Raw genomic sequence first — 17,827 nt, 5'->3', positions numbered from 1 at the left:
GCGATCCACGCCCGCGCCCGACAACGAGGGAGTTCGCCGTCCATGTTTGCTGTTTTGTCCCCCATGCGCAAGGCGTTACGCCCCGCAGCAGCCATTCTTGCCGCTGTCTGGCTATCCGCCTGTGATGCCACGATGATTCCCTCGGCGGGGGGCGGCGCATCAACCGGCGGTCCCAAGATCGACCCGAACAAGCCGATCCAGGTCGCGCTGCTGGTGCCCAAATCCGACCCCGGTGCAGGCCCGGTGGCGCAGGCCCTGGAAAACGCCACGCGCCTTGCGATCTCGGAACTCAAAGGCGCCAAGGTCGACCTGCGGGTCTATGACACGGCCGGCAATTCCAGCACGGCCGCCGCGCAGGCGCAGCGCGCCGTCGATGAGGGTGCCAAGATCATCCTTGGTCCGCTGTTCGGCGAAGCGGCAAACGCTGCCGGCCTTGCCGTCGCCGACGAAGGCGTCAACGTCCTGAGCTTTTCCAACAACCCCTCGATCGCGGGCGGCAACGTCTTTGTTCTTGGGCCGACATTTGCCAACACCGCGCAGCGCCTGATGAAATACGCCAAGGGGCAAGGCAAGGACAGCGTCGTGATCGTCCATTCCGACGACGTGCCGGGCCAGTTCGGCAAGGTCGCGATCCAGCAGGCCGCAACCTCGGCCGGAGTTCAGGTGCTCAGCTCGGAAGCCTATACCCTTTCGGTCGAAGGCGTGACCGCCGCGGCACAATCTGCGGGCGCAGTTGCCAAGCAGGCCGGGGCCGAGTCGATCTTTATCACCACGGATGCCACCAACGCTGCGATGCCGATGCTGCTGAGCATGCTGCCGGAAAACGGCGCCGCCCCCGGTTCGGTCCAGTATATCGGGCTGACCCGGTTCGACGTGCGCCCCGATCTTTTCGATCTGCCCGGTGCCGAAGGCGCCTGGTTCACGCTGCCCAACCAGGCGGCGCAGGACGCGTTCAACAGCCGCTATGCCGCCGCCTATGGCAGCGCGCCGCACCCGCTGGCGGGCCTGGCCTATGACGGTGTCGCCGCCATCGGCGCGCTGGCCGCGCAAGGCAGGGGTGACGCTTTGACCGGCGCGGCCCTGACCCGCAGCACTGGTTTTACCGGCGTGAGCGGTGTATTCCGTCTGATGTCGGACGGTACCAACCAGCGTGGGCTGGCCGTTGCGACCGTGCGCAACAAACAGGTGGTGATCCTTGACCCTGCCCCAAGCAACTTCGGCGGCGCCGGCTTCTGAGCCTGACCTCGAAAACCAAACAGACCGGATGCCGGACGATCTGATCGCGCCGGCATCCGATATCTTCGACCTTCCGGCCCTGCGCGCAAGCCTGTTCGGCGCCTTTCCCGCCGACGCAGCCGAGGCCGACATTCGCAAGATCACAGTCCAGATCCTGTCCGAAGCCCAGAAAAAGGGGCGCGAAAAGATCGCTGCCGCCTTTGAAAAGGAACCCTTTGGATCGCGGCGGACCACCCGGTCCTATACCTGGCTGACCGACGGCATCGTGCGCCTGACCTTCGAGGTCGCGACCCAGCAACTGCACCGCCTGCCCGTCCCCACCGAAGGCGAACGGCTGGCCGTGATGGCGGTGGGTGGCTATGGCCGGGGCGAAATGGCGCCCTTTTCCGATGTCGACCTGCTGTTCCTGACCCCCTACAAGATCACCCCCTGGGCCGAAAGCGTCATTGAATCGATGCTGTATATCCTGTGGGATCTGCGGCTGAAGGTTGGTCATTCGTCCCGCACGGTAAAGGATTGCCTGCGCCTTGGCGCCGAGGATTTCACCATCCGCACCGCCATGCTGGAACACCGCTTTGTGATCGGGCACGCGCCGCTGGCCAAGGATCTGGACACCCGCCTTTGGCGCGACCTGTTCGAAGGCACCGAGCGCGAGTTCGTCGAGGCCAAGCTGGAGGAACGCGACGCCCGCCACGAAAAGCAGGGCCAGCGCTACATGGTCGAACCCAACGTCAAGGAAGGCAAGGGCGGCCTGCGTGACCTGCAATCGCTGTTCTGGATCATCAAGTACGTCCACCACACCGACGATGTGTCCGAACTGGTCGCCAAGGGCGTGTTCCGCCCCGAGGAATACGACGGCTTTTGCCAGGCCGAACGGTTCTTGTGGGCGGTGCGCTGTCACCTGCACCTGGCCTCGGGCCGCGCGAACGAGGTGCTCAGCTTTGACATGCAGGTCGAGATGGCGGCACGCATGGGATACAACGACCGCGGCGGGCGGCGGGCCGTGGAATGGTTCATGCAGGACTATTTCCGCAACGCCACGGCGGTGGGCGATGTGACACGCATCCTGCTGACCTCGCTCGAGGCGGACCATACCAAGGGCGCGCCGCTGTTCCAGCGCATCTTCAAACGCCAGCCCAAGGTCAAGCAGGGTTACAAGGTGGTGAACAATCGCCTGGCCATCAGCGACAACAAGGCCTTTCTGGCGGACAAGCTGAACCTGCTCAGCATCTTCGAAGAGGCGCTGCGCACCGGGCTTTTGATCCATCCCGGCGCCATGCGGCTGGTCAAGGCCAACCTGAACCTGATCGACGAAGGGATGCGCAACGACAAGGAGGCGCAAAAGCTGTTCCTTGGGCTGCTGCTCAAGCATGGCAACCCGGACCGCGCCCTGCGCCGGATGAACGAACTGGGCGTGCTGGCCGCCTTCATCCCCGAATTCGCGCCCATCGTGGCGATGATGCAGTTCAACATGTACCACCACTACACGGTGGACGAACACATCATCCAATGTATCTGGAACCTGTCCGAGATCGAGCTGGGCCACCTGAAGGAAGAGCTGCCCGTTGCCTCGACCATCCTGGCCGAAGGCATCAACCGCAGGGTGCTGTATGTCGCCCTGCTGTTGCATGACATCGGCAAGGGCCAGGACGAGGATCATTCGATCCTGGGCGCGCGCATCACCCGCAAGGTCGCGCCGCGCCTTGGCCTGAACAAGAAAGAGGCCGAAACCGCCGAATGGCTGGTGCGCCATCACCTGCTGATGTCCGACATGGCGCAGAAACGCGACATCGCCGATCCGCGCACCGTGCGCGACTTTGCCAAGGCGGTGAAAACCCGCGAACGGCTAGACCTTTTGTGTGTGCTGACGGTCTGCGACATTCGCGGCGTCGGGCCGGGCACCTGGAACAACTGGAAGGCCGCGCTGCTGCGTGCGCTTTATCGCCAGACACGCCGCGCGCTCGAAGGCGGGATGGAGGATCTCAACCGCGAAATGCGCGGCACAGAGGCCAAGAAGCTGCTGCGCGACAGGCTGACCAACTGGTCCGCCGCCGATCTGCGCGTGGAAACCGGGCGCCATTACCCGCCCTACTGGCAGGGTCTGCACGTCACCGCCCATGAAATCTTTGCCGATCTTCTGCGCGACATCAAAGATGACGAGATCAAGATCGACATCCACCCAGACGAAGACCGCGACGCCACCCGCGTCTGCTTTGCCCTGCAGGACCATCCCGGCATTTTTTCGCGGCTGGCCGGGGCCGTGGCGCTGGTCGGGGCCAATGTCGTCGACGCGCGGACCTTTACCACCAAGGACGGCTATGCCACCGCCGCCTTCTGGATCCAGGACGCCGAAGGCCACCCCTACGAATCGTCCCGCATCCCGCGCCTGCGCGACATGATCCGCAAGACGCTGCGCGGCGAAATCGTCGCCCGCGACGCGATCAAACCCAAGGACAAGCTGAAGAAGCGCGAAAAAGCCTTCAAGGTGCCGACGCATATCACCTTTGACAACGACGGGTCCGAAATCTTCACGATCATCGAGGTCGATACCCGCGACCGCCCCGGATTGCTGTTCGACCTGGCGCGGACCCTGGCGAACCAGAACATCTATATCGCTTCGGCGCTGATCGCGACCTATGGCGAACAGGTGGTCGACACCTTCTATGTCAAGGACATGTTCGGGCTGAAGCTGCACTCAAAGACCAAGCGCGACCAGATCGAGAAGAAGCTGCGCGATGCCATCGCCGCCGGCAGCGAAAGCGCCCATGGCTGACACTTGGGGGGGCAGGCCCGCGTCTGCCCCCGCCGCTGTCTGCGCGCACCGGACCGGGCCGTGACCGGCCCTGCACGATCCCTGCGAAAAACCTGCATTCCGTCTGCCCGGGGATTGCGGTAGGTCAGGGAACCAACCCCGGGGCATAGGCAAACATGAAACCCATCAAATTGATCTCTGGCGTCCTGACCGTCGGATTCTGGACCCTGATGAGCCGCGTCCTTGGCGTGGTGCGCGAAATGATGATCCTGGCCTTTGTCGGGCCCGGTCCCTTGATGGATGCCTTTGTGGCCGCGTTCCGCCTGCCCAACATGTTCCGCCGCTTCTTTGCCGAAGGCGCCTTCAACGCGGCCTTCGTGCCGATCTTTTCCAAGAAATACGAAGGCGAGGAAGACCCCCTGGTCTTTGCCCGCGACGCGCTGAATGGTCTGGCCTTCGTGTTGTTGATCCTCAGCGCGCTGGCGCTGATCTTCATGCCGGCGCTGGTCTATGCCACCGCCGGTGGTTTTGCCGGTGATGTCCGGTTTGACCTGACCGTCGGCTACGGGCGCGTCGTCTTTCCCTATATCCTGCTGATTTCCCTGGCGGCGCTGTTTTCCGGCGCGCTGAACGCGACGGGCCATTTCGCCGCCGCTGCCGCCGCCCCTGTGCTGCTGAACGTCTTTGTCATCGCCTTCATGGTGATCGGCACCACCCTGGGCGGAGAGGCGATCTTTTGGCTGATCTGGGCCGTGCCGTTTGCCGGAATCGGCCAGCTGGCAGTGGTCTGGGTCGCGGCCGAACGCGCCGGCATTCGCCTGCGCCCGGCCCGCCCGCGCCTGACGCCGGACATGCGCCACCTGGTCATCACCGCCATTCCCGCCGCTTTGGCGGGGGGCGTCATGCAGATCAACCTGCTGGTCGGGCAGTTCGTCGCCTCGGGCTATGAAAAGGCGGTTGGGTGGCTTTATGCCGCCGACCGGCTGTACCAATTGCCGCTGGGCGTGGTGGGCATCGCCGTCACTGTCGTGCTGTTGCCGGACCTGTCGCGCAAACTGAAGGCGCAGGATCACAACGGCGGGCGCGCGGCGCTGTCGCGGTCGGGTGAACTGGCGCTGGCGCTGACGATCCCCGCCTCGGTCGCACTGGTGGTGATCCCGCTGCCCCTGGTTTCGGTGCTGTTCCAGCGCGGCGCAACCGGGGCCGATGACACGGCGGCAATTGCGCTGGCGGTGGCGATCTATGGGCTGGGGCTGCCGTCCTTCGTGCTGCAAAAGGTGTTTCAGCCGCTGTATTTCGCCCGCGAAGACACCCGCAGCCCGTTTCGCTATGCCTTTGCCTCGATGCTGGTGAACGCGGCGCTGGCCATTGGCCTTGCCCCCTTTATCGGCTGGATCGCGCCCGCCATCGCCACCACCGTCGCCGGTTGGAGCATGGCGCTGCAACTGTTCCTTGGGTCGCGCAAGATGGGCGAAGTGGCCAGCTTTGACGCCCGGTTCTACACCCGGTTCTGGCGGATCTGCGTTGCCTCGGCATTGATGGGGCTGGCGCTTTGGGCCGGGCACCTGCTGCTGGCGCCGCTGCTGGCGCAGCCCTGGGTCCGTGGCCTTGCCCTTGTGCTTCTGATCGGGATCGGCATTCTGGCTTACGGGATCGCGGGGCAGCTTTTGGGTGCCTTCCGCCTGTCCGAAATCCGCAGCCTGCTGCGGCGCAGAGGCAAGAAGGATACCGCCGAGACATGACGCTGACACCGCTGATCACCGCCGCCAAGGGCTTTCCCGCCCTCGAACGGCTTGCGGCCAAGGCGCAGGATGAACTGATCCTTTCCTTTCGCATTCTCGACCCGGAAACCCGGCTGCGGGAACCGGCGCTGACCGAACGCGGGCTGGAAACCTGGGCCGACCTGATCGCCTTTCTGTCGCGGCGCGGGGTGCGGATACGGATGCTGTTGGCGGATTTCGATCCGCTGTTCACCTCGGACCTGCACCGCAAGGCCTGGGCTTCGGCCTCGGGGTTTGCCGATGTGGTGCAGGGCGACACCCAGATCCTGTGCGCCCCGCATGGCCAGCGCGCCGGGGCGATCTGGAAAACCCTGATGCGCGGCAAGCTGCGCCGCGAAATCAAGCGCCTGAAGGCCGAGGACCCGACCCGCCTGACCCCGATCCAACGCGAGGTTCTGGCCAGGGGCCCGGTGCTGCGCCCGGCCACCATCCACCAGAAATTCGCCATCGCCGACGGCAGGACATGCATCATCGGCGGGCTGGACGTGGACGAACGGCGCTATGACGATGCCGATCACGACCGGCCGCCCGAAGACACCTGGCACGACATTTCCGTCGAGGTCGCCGATGACGATTTCGCCGGGGCCCTGCGCGGGCATTTCGCCGAATGCTGGAACGCGGCGCTGGATTGCGGCACCAGTTCACTGGCGCAGCGGGCCGAACGGTTCGACACCGCCATCAAACCGCAAAGCCGGGCCGACCTGCGGCTGGTCCGCACCTTTTCGGCGCCTTGCACCGGGGCTGTGCGGCTGGCGCCGAAACCGCATGTGACAGACCACGAAAAGACGCTGATCCGCCTGTTCTCCGAAGCCGATGAGCTGGTTTATATCGAAACCCAGTTCCTGCGCCACGCGCCGCTGGTCGATGCGCTGTGCACCGCTGCCGCCAGGGCCAAGGCCCTGCAGCTGGTCGTCATCATGCCCGCCGCACCCGAACGGGTGATGTTCGATGGTGATCATGGCTGGAACGCGCGCCATGCCCACGGCTTGCAAATCCGGGCGCTGGACCGGCTGCGCGCCGCTTTCGAGGACCGGCTGGCGCTGCTGTCGCCCGCCCAGCCGCGCAAGGCACCCGAAGGCGCGCCAAGGCTGCATGGCGCCGGCCCGGTCTACCTGCATTCAAAGGTGACCATCGTCGACGGGCTGCACAGCATGATCGGATCGGCCAACCTGAACGGGCGCTCGATGCGCTGGGACAGCGAAGCCTCGGTCCTGATCCGCGATGGGGATTTCGCCAAGGGATTGCTGGCCGATCTGGGGTCTTACTGGATGGGCGACACAGCCAAAGAACGGCCGCTGACACAGGCCGCCACTTGGCGCGCGATGGCCGAGACTGACGCACAGCGCCCGCCCGAGGGGCGCGACAGCTATCTGCTGCCCTTTCCGCTGGAACCCGGACGCCGGTTCAGCCGCTTTCTACCCTTTCTGCCGGACGACATGTTCTAGGCGTCAGTCGCGGCGCATCCTTGCCAGCAGCCGCGAAAAGCCCCCCGGCACCAGAACGATCGACAGCGCAAAGCCGGTGGCAAAGCCCGCGATGTCTGGCAGCCACAGGTTGCTGCCGCCAAACAACAGTCCAAAGACCAGTTGCAACGCCATCAAAACCCCGATCAGCGAAAAAGCCCGCGTCTGGTTGGCCCCGACCCGCCCAAGCCGGACCCACAGCAAATAGGTAAAGCCACCGATCAGCCCGTAATCGCCCGGAAAGGCCCCGACCAGCGGCGTCGGATCGTTCAGGATCAGCGCATAGGCCAGCGCGCCGCCGATACTGGACGCAAAGAACAGGATCAGCATCCGGACACTGCCCATCACCTCGGCGACGATCTTGCCCATGGCCAGCAGGATGACGGCGGCAAACAGCGCCTGGGTAAAGCTCCAGTGCAGGAACGGGTACGAGGCAAAGCGCAAAAGTTGTTCCAGCGGCCATTCGCCGGTGTCGCGCATCCACTCGAACACCCGGTCGGAAAAGGCGAACTTCTGCACGTATTCGGCGCGCCAGCCAACCGCAGCCGGGCCGCCGATCAACCCTCGGGCGCCCATGCCAAAGGCCAGCTCGATCCCGATCAGCACCAGCGACAGGGCCACCACCACGGGCGGCAGCGGGTTTACCGGGCTTTCATTATGCGGGTTTGACATTGGGGCACTTCCTTGACGGCATCTATGGGCATGGGTAAGCCAGCCGCAACAAAACATCCAGACGGAGTAGCATCATGTCTTCGGGCCAGACAGACCCCGCCTTCACGCCGCGCATCTTTTCCGGCATCCAGCCTTCGGGCGGGCTGACCCTTGGCAACTATCTTGGCGCGCTGAAACGCTTTGCCGCCGAGCAGGACAAGATGCAGACCGTCTATTGCATGGTCGATCAGCACGCGATCACCGTCTGGCAGGACCCCGAGGCGTTGCGCCGCCAGACCCGCGAACTGGCGGCCGGGTTCATCGCTTCGGGGATCGATCCGCAGCGGTCGATCCTGTTCAACCAAAGCCAGGTGGCCGAGCACGCGCAGCTGGGCTGGATCTTCAACTGCGTCGCCCGCATGGGCTGGATGCAGCGCATGACCCAGTGGAAGGACAAGGCCGGCAAGAATGCGCAGAACGCATCGCTTGGGTTGTTCGCCTATCCGGCGCTGATGGCCGCCGACATCCTTGTGTATCACGCCACCCACGTCCCGGTGGGCGAGGACCAGAAACAGCACGTGGAACTGACCCGCGACATCGCGCAAAAGTTCAACCACGATTTCGGCGTCGATTTCTTTCCCGAACCCGAACCGGTGATCGAAGGGGCGGCCACCCGCGTCATGTCGCTGCGCGACGGATCGAAAAAGATGTCGAAATCCGACCCGTCGGATATGAGCCGGATCAACATGACCGACGATGCCGATGCCATCGCCAGCAAGATCCGCAAGGCCCGCACCGACCCCGACGCCCTGCCCTCCGAGGTCAAGGGACTGGAAGGCCGCCCCGAGGCGCGCAACCTGATCAACATCTACGCCGCCCTCGCTGACATGAGCGTTGATCAGGTGCTGGCCGAGGTGGGCGGCAAGCAGTTTTCGGAGTTCAAACCGATGCTGTCGGATCTGGCCGTCGACAAACTGGCCCCGATCGGGCAGGAAATGGCGCGCCTGATGGCCAACCCGGACGAAATCGACGCCATCCTGCGCAAAGGCGCGGACCAGGCCCGCGAGATCGCCGCGCCGATCCTGAAAAAGACCTACGACATCGTCGGCATGGTGCGCTGACGCTATTTGTGATCGCGGCAGGGGCGCAGCACGGCGCCCCGCCCTTTCAGCCCTTTGGACAGGCGACCCAATCGCGCGCCGTGTCCAGATCCCCAAGCAGGAACGAGCGGATTTTCATCCCCCCGACCGGGGCGGCGCTTGACAGGATGGGGCAATACCATCCGATGTCCGACACAAGCGCCACGCGTGCCACACGGCGCAGCATGCGCGTCACGCCTTCGTCCTCGCCTTCGGGAAACTCTCCGACAAAGCCCGAAAAACTCTCGACGACTTCGATGACCGATATTTCGCCGCAGGTGTCGATCAGGTCGCACATGGGCCCCATGATGTTGGCATAGTCTTCAAAGGTCAGCTGACCCCGGATCGTCAGCTCGGCTGTCCGGGTTTCGGTATTTGCGGCAAAGGCCAAGGGCATCGGCAGTCTCGGAAATTGTGCAGGCGTTTCTGACGTTCCTTGCCACGTGCACCCCTCAGGAACCACCCAATAATTTACGCTAGGTAAGTTATTTTGAGACAGCGCCCGGCGCCCTACGCCTTTGGCGCGATCTGGGTGCGGGCAAACAACCGCAGGGCATGACTTTTGTCCTGCGTCGCGGCCGGCAGAATCGGATCATAGGCTGCCCGGATGACCGCGGCGATATCGGGCCGCAGCACCACCTGCCCCTGACCCAGCTGCCCCAGCGGGGATCGGTCACGAAAGGCCGTGTCCGACCACAGCAGCATGATCTGAACCACCTGCGACAAGGCCAGGGTTTCCGCCGGGATCTGCGCCATCGCCTCGTCCATCCGGACAAAGACGAAACCCGCCATGATCGCGCCCTGCCGGTCAAACCGAAAGACGCGGTACTGGTTGGCGCCGCCTTGCTTGAGCCGTTCAACCATGGGGGCAAGCCCGTCGATCAACCGGTTAAGGTCAGGCACTTCAAGCAGTTCGTCCCAATCGCGAAAGAAAAACACCATGGTGTTGGCGCCCAGTTCCGGGTCTGTCTCGGCCATCTTGTGACCGGACAGCACGCACAGCGCCTCGAAGGCGCCTTTGACCACCTCCAGCGTCTTGTCCTTGACGCCAAAGACGATGGGCACGATGGGGCGGCCCCAGCGGGCAAACTGAAAGCTGTCGTCGCTGCGGGTGAACAGCGCCTCGATGTCTTCGGGTGTCATGGCGGCATCCATGGCCGATCCCCCAGCTAGTGGCCTTTTTCGCGCCCGCTTATGCCGCAGCGCGGGGCCAAGGACCAGCCCTGCAATGCCCCGCTATTTGCCGAACAGATCGCTTTGGCCCGGGGCCTTTGGCGCAGCCATGCCCAGGTGGTCCCAGGCCTTCTGCGCCAGCATCCGGCCGCGCGGCGTGCGCTGGATCAGGCCCTGTTGCAGCAGGTAGGGTTCGACCACTTCCTCCAACGCATCGCGGCTTTCGGACAGGGCGGCGGACAGGGTTTCGATGCCCACCGGGCCGCCGGCATAATTCTCGGCGATCAGCCGCAGGTAACGCCTGTCGGCACCATCCAGGCCCAGGCTGTCGACCCCCAGCCGCGTCAGCGCATTGTCGGCCAGTTTCTGCGTTACCACGCCGCCGCCTTCGACCACGGCGAAATCCACCACCCGGCGCAACAGGCGCCCGGCGATCCGAGGGGTCCCGCGCGACCGTTTGGCGATTTCCATCGCTCCGTCGCCTTCGACCGTAACACCCAGTTTGCGGGCATTGCCCGAAACGATGATCTCAAGCTCGTCTATCGTATAGAAGTTCAACCGGGTGGGAATGCCGAAACGATCGCGCAGCGGCGTCGTCAAAAGGCCCAGCCGCGTCGTGGCGCCAACCAGCGTGAAAGGCTGCAATTCGATGCGGACAGTGCGCGCGGCCGGGCCTTCGCCGATCACCAGGTCCAGCTCGAAATCCTCCATCGCCGGGTACAGCACCTCTTCGACCGCCGGGTTCAGGCGGTGGATTTCGTCGATGAACAGAACGTCGTTGCGTTCGAGATTGGTCAGGATGGCCGCCAGGTCCCCGGCCTTGGCCAGCACCGGCCCCGAGGTCATGCGGAACCCGACCCCCAGTTCGCGCGACATGATCTGCGCCAGCGTCGTCTTGCCCAGCCCCGGCGGGCCGTGGAACAGCGTGTGGTCCATCGCCTCGGCCCGTGTGCGGGCCGACTGGATGAACACGCGCAGGTTCGAACGCGCTTCGGCCTGCCCGACAAAATCCTCGAGCATCTGGGGCCGCAGGGCGCGGTCGAAATCCTCGGGCATGGTTTCGGGCCGCAGCGTCGGATCGGGTTCGGTGATCATCCGCGATTACCCCTTGGGCGCCAGCAGTTTCAGCGCGGCGCGGATCAGGGCGGCGGTGTCGGCTTCGGGATCGTCGCCAGCGGCCTGTGCCACGGCGCCTGCCGCCTCGCCCGGGGCATAGCCCAGGTTGCCAAGGGCCGACAGCGCCTCGGCCTGCGCCGAAGCATTTGGTTTGGCCGCCGGGGCCGCCTTTGGTTTGGGGGACGCAGGTTCGATCACGTCAAAGTCGTCCAGCGACGGGGTGCTTTGCCCTGCCGCGCCCATGGCCATGACGGTCGGCGCCTTGTCCTTCAGCTCGATGACAACGCGCTGCGCGGTCTTGGGACCGATGCCCTTGGCCGCCTTGACCGCGTTCCAGTCGCCCAGCGCAATCGCCCGGCTGACCCCGTCTGGCCCAAGCGTGCCAAGGATCGCAAGCGACGCCTTGGCCCCCACTCCCTGAACGCTCATCAACAGCCGGTGCCATTCCTTTTCGACCATCGTCGGAAAGCCGAACAGTTGCAGCAGGTCCTCGCGCACCAGAAGATCGGTCCACAGCGCCACCGCCTCGCCCACGCCGGGCAGCCCGGCCAGCGTCCGGTCAGAGCAATGCACGACATAGCCCACGCCGCGCACGTCGATCAGCACGCTGTCCAGCCCCTTGTATTCGATGCGTCCTGCGATGCGTCCGATCATGCCCGTACCTTCAACTGCTGCGCCCCGAAATAATGCCCGTGACAAATGGCAATCGCCAGCGCGTCCGCCGCATCCGGCCCGTTCAACACCGCCGTAGGCAGCTGGATCTTGACCATGTGCTGGATCTGGTTCTTGTCCGCGTGACCGACGCCAACGACGGTCTTCTTGACCTTGTTGGGGGCGTATTCGCCGACTTCCAATCCGAACTGCGCGGGCACCAACAGCGCAATCGCCCGCGCCTGCCCCAGTTTCAGTGTCGCCACCGCGTCCTTGTTCACAAAGGTCTGTTCGACCGCCGCCGTATCCGGCTGAAACCGGGTGAAAACTTCGGTCAATTGCTGGTGCAGATACAACAGGCGCGGCGCCAATTCCCCCGCCGGAGAGTGAATCACCCCATTCGCAACATGACGGAATCGCCCACGCTCGCCTTCGATGACGCCCCATCCAAGGTTTCTAAGCCCCGGATCTATGCCCAATATCCGCATCCTGCCCGCCATTGTTGTTTTGCAGCCACGGTTAGCACGAAAGGCGAACATTGGCCAAGCAAAAAGGCGCCAACGCCCGTTTGCGACACCGGTTATCCACAAGCGACCCGCAAGGTCTGAAACCGCCACTTTGAATGCCGTGAGCGACAGCAATAATGGCGAAATTATGGCAGCATTTACCATGCCTTAACCAACAATGCCGCTATGCAGAAACTGCATAAAACCCATGCGTTTTCCGGCCTTGCCCGGTGTTCTTTTTCTGCCTACTTGCCGGGCAGAAAATAGATTCCCTTCCCTCCCAGGAGCCCGCCAATGTCCACCTATGACGTGAACCGCCACTACGCCACCGCCCACACCGCGAACCGCATGGGCCATTTCGTTGTCAACATCGTCTCCATGCTGTCCGCATGGAACGATGCGCGCCTGACCCGCAAAAGCCTGGGCGCCCTGACCGACCGCGAACTGGACGATATCGGCCTGTGCCGTGGCGACATCGAAGAGGTTGCGCGCCGCTTCTGAGCCGCACCCCAAGTCACCCTGAACGATCAAGGCCGCGCCCGAAACCGGAGCGCGGCCTTTTTCATTGCATGAGCCAACAAAGAGAGAGGACTCGTTACCCGGAACCAATCCTTCAATTCAGTATCAAGGCGACCCCTTCGGCGACCTTTGCGGTCACCGGATCTATCTGCATCAGCCAGGCACCGGCCTGTTCGGCCGTACCGCCAGCTTGCAGGTTTGTGAGATGGGTCAGATAGGCCTCTTGGCCAAGGGCGGCCAGCAACAGGATCTTGCTGACCACGATGGCCAGCACGACCAGCATCACCAGTTTGAACAGGATGCCGCCCAGCTTGCTGTCGGGGCGCTGGGTGATCAGACCGTTGCGATCCAGCTTGTTCACGTAACCGCGCGCCATGCGCTCGTGCTTGCGGCGCAGGGCCTTTTGGCGTTTTTCGAAAGTTTGAAGCGCGCTGTCCATGGCAGCCTCCGAATAACCGGCCCCCACCGGATATTCGACACAATTACCCATAGATTATGGCGCAAATGGGGCAGACGTCTCGACTTTTCCCCAAATCTGACCTGAAATCACTTTGATTTCTGCAAGGTCAGCGTCACCCAGTCACCAATCACATCGCGGCGCACCTGATTGATGCCGTTTTGTGCATAAACCTCGACGACCTCGTCGGCCTGACGGGTCAGGATGCCGGACAGAATCGCATAGCCGCCCGGCGACAGGTGGCTGGCCATGTCCGGCGCCAGGTCGATCAACGGCTGCTTGAGGATATTGGCAAAGACCAGATCATAGGGCGCACGCGCCGCCAGATCGGGGTGACCAAAGCCGGCGGCCTCGACGCAGGCGACCTTGCCGGTCAGGTCATTGGCGCGCACGTTCGCTTCGGCAACCTCGACGGCGACCTCGTCGATGTCCGAGGCAATCACCGCATCCGGCCAGATGCTGGCCGCGCCCATGGCCAGAACGGCAGTGCCACAGCCGATGTCCGCCACGGATTTGCCGACAAAGCCCTGACCCGCCAGGCGATCAAGCGCCTCGAGGCAGCCCTGGGTGGTGCCGTGATGACCGGTGCCAAAGGCCATCGCCGCCTCGATCAACAGCGGGACGCTGCCGTCGGGGATCTTGTCGGCATCGTGCGAGCCATAGACAAAAAAGCGCCCTGCCACGACCGGCGTCAATTCGCGCCGCACCTTGTCGACCCAATCGGTATCGGGCACCTCAGAGACGACAAAGGGCTGCGCGCCATAGGCCGCGGCCAGCAGCGCCAGTTCGATGTCGTCGGGTTCCTCAAGGAAATAGCCGCCCACTTCCCAGGTTTCCGAACCGTCCTCGATTTCAAAGACGCCAACGCCCGTGGGCTCGGGGTCCAACCCTTCCATGGCTTCGCCCAGCGCCTCGGCAAGGTCTTTGGAAGGCAGCTTGGTGAATGCGGTAAAGGTGGCCATAGTGCATGTCCCTGACAATGGATGCCGACAGATCGGGCGGGTTGCGGTGGTTTGGCACGGAAACGGCGGCCCCGCAAGTCAGGCCAAAGGACCACAGGCAATGCATCTTTGTGGCAAGGCCCGCGCGTGTTACGCAGGGACAAACCATCCGGGACGACCATGCCAGCCAGCCTGCTTTCCATCCTTTACCTTGTCGTGGTCTGCGCCCCCATGGCGCTGGCGGTGCTTTTCGGCCCCCCGGCGCGCAGTCTGTGGAACGAATTGGCCACCGGCCTGGGCCTGACGGGCCTGGCCATCATCCTTGTCGAATTCGTGCTGTCGGGCCGGTTCCGCGTCATATCGGGGCGGATGGGCATGGATGTGACCATGCGGATGCACCAGCTGCTGGCGCGCGCCGCCACCGTGATGATCCTGCTGCACCCGTTCCTGTATCGCGGCCCGCATCGCTATCGCCATGGCCAGACGCCCCCGGGCAGCGAAGCGCTGGATTTCGGCTTTGCCGGGTTGTGGCCGGGTATCCTGGCGTGGTTGTTGCTGGGCGCGGTCATGGTGATGGCGCTGCAACGCGATGCGCTGTACCGGCACGAAATCTGGCGGTTTTTTCACGGCGTCATGGCGCTGGCCCTTGCCGGTTTTGGCGTGCTGCATGCCCTGCGCGCCGGGCGCTACAGCGAAGCGCCGCAGCTAGCCTGGCTGTGGATCGGGCTGTTCGCCATCGCCGTGCTGTCGCTGGCCTGGGTCTACCTGGCCAAACCGCTGTACAAACTGGCCCATCCCTGGACCGTCACCGGCGTCACCCCGCTGGCCGACCGCATATGGGAGCTGCGCCTGGCCCCGAACGGGCACAAGGGCCTGCGCTACAAGCCCGGGCACTTTGCCTGGATCAGCCTTGGGCGCAGCGCCTTTTCGCTGAACGAAAACCCGTTCTCGATCGCCTCTGCCCCGGCCGCGGATGGGACCGAGCTGCGCTTTGTGATCAAGGAACTGGGGGATTTCACCAACCGCATCGGGCAAATCACCCCCGGCACCCGCGCCTATGTCGACGCGCCCTTTGGCGCGCTGACGCTGGATCGCCACCCAAGCGCCGAGGGGATCGCGCTGGTGGCAGGCGGTGTCGGCATCGCGCCCATGCTGTCGCACCTGCGCCAACTGAAGGCGGACGGCGATCCCCGCCCGCGCACCTTGTTCTATGGCAACCGCGAAACCGCGCAGATCGCCTGCGGCCCCGAACTGGACGCCATGGCACAGGCCGGCGATCTGGATCTTGTCCACGTGCTGTCAGACCCGCCCAAGGGCTGGACCGGCGAGGCTGGGTTTGTCACGCAGGCACTGCTGCTGCGCCACCTTCCACCCGAGGCGCTGACACGCTGGGTCTTTGTGCTGTGCGGACCGCCCCCCATGCTGGAGGCCGTGGAAACCGCGCTGATGGAGATGGGCGTGCCGTCCCGCAACATCCTGTTGGAGCAATTCAGCTATGACTAGCCGCCGCCGTATCGGGTTTGCCTTTTGGGCGCTGACCGCCGTGATCGTCATCGCCATCACGGTTTTTGCCCTGCGGGGGGCCTTGCTTTGACGGGCTATTCCGCTGGCGCCGGGGCCAACACGGAAAACACCGTTTCGTTCCCCGGTTCGGGGTGGCGCGGGATCAGCAGGGCAAGCCCCAGACTGACCGAGGCCATCGCCGCCGCCAGCCCGAACACCGCCCCCGGCGATACCAGCCACAGATAGCCCAGCAGCGCCGGCAGCACCACGGCGGCAATATGGTTGATGGTAAAGGCCACGGCGGCCGTGGGGGCAATGTCGCCGGGGTCGGCGATCTTCTGGAAATAGGTCTTCAGCGCCAGGGCAAGCGCGAAAAAGATATGGTCCAGAACATAAAGCGTCGCGGCCAGGACCACGCCCCAGCCAAACCAGTAGACCCCGCCGTAAAGCAGGAACACGATCACCAGGCCGATGTATTCAAAGGCCAGCGAATTGCGCTCTCCATAGCGGTGCACGACGCGGCCAAAGACCGGGGCGATCAGCATGTTGGCCACAAGGTTGATCAAATACAGCCCGGTGACATGGTGTACCTCGAAGCCAAAGCGCTCGACCATCATGAACCCCGCAAAGACGACAAAGATCTGCCGCCGCGCGCCCGCCATGAACTGCAGCGCATAATACAGCCAGTAGCGGCGGCGCAGGATGAACTTCTTGACCTGGGGGTTCGGGCTTTCGAATTGTGGAAAGGCCAGGGCGCAATAGGCCACGATGATCAACGTCAGGCTGCCCGACACCAGGTAGACGAAATTGTAGGACAGCTCCAAGGCCTGCCACGTCATGACGATCAGCACATAGGCCACAAGCGTCGCGGCAGACCCGGCGGCGATCATCAGGCCCAGGATCTGCGGGGCGCGGTCCTTGGGCAACCACTGCAACTGCAGGCTTTGGTTCACCGTTTCGTAATAGTGAAACCCGATCGAGCTGAGCAGCGTGATGGTCAGCAGCCCTCCCATCGTCGGGAACCAGGCTGTGACACCGGTGGCGACCCCCAGCAAGGCCAGCGAGACCAGCGCAAGCACCTGTTCGCGCATCACGAACAACACAAGGATCACGCCGATGGCCAGAAATCCGGGGATTTCGCGGACGGTGTGCAGCCAGCCAATGTCGCTGCCGTCGAACTGCGCCGCCTCGATGACAAAGTTGTTCAGCAGCGCCGACCAGGTCGCAAAGCTGAGAGGCATGGCAATCGCCATGAGAAAGAGAAGCGTCACGGGCCTGCGCCAGATCGGCAGGCTTTGGGCATCGGCAAGCTGGATCGGTGTCATGAAAGCGGCTTTACGCCCTTTCATGACACTTGGCGAGCAAAACGACCCTGCGCAAATGCACAGGTGTCATGCAGGCGAAAACCGATATTCGACATCGGCAAACCGGGCGCGCGGAAAGACATAGAGAAAGCGCAGCCCCTCTTCGCCCGCAAGGGTGTGATGCTCGGCGTCAGAAGGAATATAAAGCGCGACGTTGGGTTGCAGATCATGGGCCACGCCATCAATGGTGACGATGCCGCTGCCCGACAGGCCGAAATAGATTTCGGCGGGGGCATGGCGATGCGCGTTCAGCGTGCCAAAGGGGCCAAATTCCGCAACGCCCAGAACCATGTCATTGGTGCCGTTCCTTTCGGCATCGAACAAGGTGCGCCAGCGGACGGTGCCGAATGCCGGGTCTTCACCGCCCTCCAGCGGAGCATGGTCGGCGTTGGCCACGACGGGCATCTTGATCATTGCGGCGCCCAGCATCTGGGCCATCTGCATTTCCATGGCGTGTCTCCTTCTATCACGCGACGGTCGATTTCCCCTTTTGCGGCGAATCGCAGTGCAGGGCTGACCCAAATGCGACTATGCCGCTTCGCAATCGCGCGGCCTGTTTCCGACACCCAAGTCGC

General features: G+C 63.8%; 17 protein-coding genes. 7 read left to right on the top strand and 10 right to left on the bottom strand.

Annotated features, from left to right (window positions below; genetic code table 11):
* The first annotated feature begins 42 nt into the window (after positions 1–42).
* From QF118_RS07445 to QF118_RS07430, 4 genes are all read left to right on the top strand, one after another.
* A complete protein-coding gene (locus QF118_RS07445) occupies positions 43–1,236 on the top strand; it encodes a penicillin-binding protein activator (RefSeq protein WP_282301993.1) in 1,194 nt (397 codons plus the stop codon).
* Positions 1,196–4,009 carry a [protein-PII] uridylyltransferase gene (locus QF118_RS07440; RefSeq protein ID WP_394357077.1) on the top strand — a complete coding sequence of 938 codons (2,814 nt, stop codon included), beginning with the start codon at positions 1,196–1,198 and terminating at the stop codon, positions 4,007–4,009. The genes QF118_RS07445 and QF118_RS07440 overlap by 41 nt, the downstream gene beginning before the upstream one ends.
* Before the next feature lie 155 nt (positions 4,010–4,164).
* Positions 4,165–5,730 (top strand): murein biosynthesis integral membrane protein MurJ, encoded by a 1,566-nt coding sequence (gene murJ, locus QF118_RS07435; protein WP_282301991.1) that lies wholly within the window; start codon positions 4,165–4,167, stop codon positions 5,728–5,730.
* Complete coding sequence (locus QF118_RS07430) at positions 5,727–7,214, top strand: phospholipase D-like domain-containing protein (RefSeq protein WP_282301990.1); 1,488 nt, start codon at positions 5,727–5,729, stop codon at positions 7,212–7,214. Before murJ ends, QF118_RS07430 begins: the two co-directional genes overlap by 4 nt.
* Positions 7,215–7,217: 3 nt before the next feature.
* Here QF118_RS07430 and QF118_RS07425 read toward each other — a convergent pair whose 3' ends face one another.
* Positions 7,218–7,904: a rhomboid family intramembrane serine protease gene (locus tag QF118_RS07425; protein WP_282301989.1), complete on the bottom strand. Its 687-nt coding sequence runs from the start codon at positions 7,902–7,904 to the stop codon at positions 7,218–7,220.
* 74 nt (positions 7,905–7,978) lie between these two features.
* Here QF118_RS07425 and trpS point away from each other — a divergent pair, with 74 nt between their 5' ends.
* Positions 7,979–9,004, top strand: a complete 1,026-nt coding sequence (gene trpS, locus QF118_RS07420) for a tryptophan--tRNA ligase (protein ID WP_282301988.1) — start codon at positions 7,979–7,981, stop codon at positions 9,002–9,004.
* A 46-nt stretch (positions 9,005–9,050) separates the two neighbouring features.
* Here the strand turns inward: trpS and QF118_RS07415 are convergent, their stop codons facing one another.
* The 5 genes from QF118_RS07415 to ruvC all read right to left on the bottom strand — a co-directional run bounded on the left by QF118_RS07415 (position 9,051) and on the right by ruvC (position 12,450).
* Positions 9,051–9,413, bottom strand: coding sequence for a SpoIIAA family protein (locus QF118_RS07415; RefSeq protein ID WP_282301987.1), 363 nt, complete (start codon positions 9,411–9,413; stop codon positions 9,051–9,053).
* Positions 9,414–9,532: 119 nt separating this feature from the next.
* Complete coding sequence (locus QF118_RS07410) at positions 9,533–10,165, bottom strand: hypothetical protein (protein ID WP_282301986.1); 633 nt, start codon at positions 10,163–10,165, stop codon at positions 9,533–9,535.
* Positions 10,166–10,258: 93 nt separating this feature from the next.
* Positions 10,259–11,287, bottom strand: a complete 1,029-nt coding sequence (gene ruvB / locus QF118_RS07405) for a Holliday junction branch migration DNA helicase RuvB (protein WP_282302429.1) — start codon at positions 11,285–11,287, stop codon at positions 10,259–10,261.
* Between the two features lie 9 nt (positions 11,288–11,296).
* Positions 11,297–11,965, bottom strand: coding sequence for a Holliday junction branch migration protein RuvA (ruvA, locus tag QF118_RS07400; protein ID WP_282301985.1), 669 nt, complete (start codon positions 11,963–11,965; stop codon positions 11,297–11,299).
* Complete coding sequence (gene ruvC / locus QF118_RS07395; protein ID WP_282302428.1) at positions 11,962–12,450, bottom strand: crossover junction endodeoxyribonuclease RuvC; 489 nt, start codon at positions 12,448–12,450, stop codon at positions 11,962–11,964. Before ruvC ends, ruvA begins: the two co-directional genes overlap by 4 nt.
* A gap of 366 nt (positions 12,451–12,816) precedes the next feature.
* Here ruvC and QF118_RS07390 point away from each other — a divergent pair, with 366 nt between their 5' ends.
* Positions 12,817–12,969: a DUF1127 domain-containing protein gene (locus tag QF118_RS07390; RefSeq protein WP_282302427.1), complete on the top strand. Its 153-nt coding sequence runs from the start codon at positions 12,817–12,819 to the stop codon at positions 12,967–12,969.
* 112 nt (positions 12,970–13,081) lie between these two features.
* On the opposite strand, the gene QF118_RS07385 is transcribed toward QF118_RS07390, so the two are convergent.
* Together QF118_RS07385 and QF118_RS07380 are read right to left on the bottom strand one after the other, a co-directional pair.
* Positions 13,082–13,426 (bottom strand): hypothetical protein, encoded by a 345-nt coding sequence (locus QF118_RS07385; RefSeq protein ID WP_282301984.1) that lies wholly within the window; start codon positions 13,424–13,426, stop codon positions 13,082–13,084.
* 107 nt (positions 13,427–13,533) lie between these two features.
* A complete protein-coding gene (locus QF118_RS07380; RefSeq protein ID WP_282301983.1) occupies positions 13,534–14,406 on the bottom strand; it encodes a 50S ribosomal protein L11 methyltransferase in 873 nt (290 codons plus the stop codon).
* 159 nt (positions 14,407–14,565) lie between these two features.
* On the opposite strand from QF118_RS07380, the gene QF118_RS07375 reads away from it, so the two are divergent.
* The gene (locus QF118_RS07375; RefSeq protein ID WP_282301982.1) at positions 14,566–15,888 is read left to right on the top strand and encodes a ferredoxin reductase family protein; all 1,323 of its coding nucleotides are present in this window, start codon (positions 14,566–14,568) and stop codon (positions 15,886–15,888) included.
* Between the two features lie 95 nt (positions 15,889–15,983).
* Here QF118_RS07375 and QF118_RS07370 read toward each other — a convergent pair whose 3' ends face one another.
* Positions 15,984–17,213, bottom strand: coding sequence for an MFS transporter (locus tag QF118_RS07370; protein WP_282301981.1), 1,230 nt, complete (start codon positions 17,211–17,213; stop codon positions 15,984–15,986).
* Positions 17,214–17,279: 66 nt separating this feature from the next.
* Positions 17,280–17,702: a cupin domain-containing protein gene (locus QF118_RS07365; protein ID WP_282301980.1), complete on the bottom strand. Its 423-nt coding sequence runs from the start codon at positions 17,700–17,702 to the stop codon at positions 17,280–17,282.
* Positions 17,703–17,827: the final 125 nt, after the last annotated feature.

Origin of the sequence: Tropicibacter oceani (assembly GCF_029958925.1) — a bacterium.
In the GTDB taxonomy this organism is placed as follows: Bacteria; Pseudomonadota; Alphaproteobacteria; order Rhodobacterales; family Rhodobacteraceae; genus Pacificoceanicola; species Pacificoceanicola oceani.
Note: the sequence above shows the minus strand (reverse complement) of the source record. Positions and strands in the feature narration are given on the sequence as shown.

What these genes read in the sequence shown, in the direction of transcription:
- QF118_RS07385 (WP_282301984.1), bottom strand. Translation starts at nt 13,426, where the DNA reads ATGGACAGCGCGCTTCAAACTTTCGAAAAACGCCAAAAGGCCCTGCGC.
- QF118_RS07425 (WP_282301989.1), bottom strand. Translation starts at nt 7,904, where the DNA reads ATGTCAAACCCGCATAATGAAAGCCCGGTAAACCCGCTGCCGCCCGTG.
- trpS (WP_282301988.1), top strand. Translation starts at nt 7,979, where the DNA reads ATGTCTTCGGGCCAGACAGACCCCGCCTTCACGCCGCGCATCTTTTCC.
- ruvC (WP_282302428.1), bottom strand. Translation starts at nt 12,450, where the DNA reads ATGCGGATATTGGGCATAGATCCGGGGCTTAGAAACCTTGGATGGGGC.
- QF118_RS07370 (WP_282301981.1), bottom strand. Translation starts at nt 17,213, where the DNA reads ATGACACCGATCCAGCTTGCCGATGCCCAAAGCCTGCCGATCTGGCGC.
- QF118_RS07445 (WP_282301993.1), top strand. Translation starts at nt 43, where the DNA reads ATGTTTGCTGTTTTGTCCCCCATGCGCAAGGCGTTACGCCCCGCAGCA.
- QF118_RS07365 (WP_282301980.1), bottom strand. Translation starts at nt 17,702, where the DNA reads ATGGAAATGCAGATGGCCCAGATGCTGGGCGCCGCAATGATCAAGATG.
- QF118_RS07430 (WP_282301990.1), top strand. Translation starts at nt 5,727, where the DNA reads ATGACGCTGACACCGCTGATCACCGCCGCCAAGGGCTTTCCCGCCCTC.
- murJ (WP_282301991.1), top strand. Translation starts at nt 4,165, where the DNA reads ATGAAACCCATCAAATTGATCTCTGGCGTCCTGACCGTCGGATTCTGG.
- QF118_RS07380 (WP_282301983.1), bottom strand. Translation starts at nt 14,406, where the DNA reads ATGGCCACCTTTACCGCATTCACCAAGCTGCCTTCCAAAGACCTTGCC.
- ruvA (WP_282301985.1), bottom strand. Translation starts at nt 11,965, where the DNA reads ATGATCGGACGCATCGCAGGACGCATCGAATACAAGGGGCTGGACAGC.
- QF118_RS07390 (WP_282302427.1), top strand. Translation starts at nt 12,817, where the DNA reads ATGGGCCATTTCGTTGTCAACATCGTCTCCATGCTGTCCGCATGGAAC.
- QF118_RS07375 (WP_282301982.1), top strand. Translation starts at nt 14,566, where the DNA reads ATGCCAGCCAGCCTGCTTTCCATCCTTTACCTTGTCGTGGTCTGCGCC.
- QF118_RS07410 (WP_282301986.1), bottom strand. Translation starts at nt 10,165, where the DNA reads ATGACACCCGAAGACATCGAGGCGCTGTTCACCCGCAGCGACGACAGC.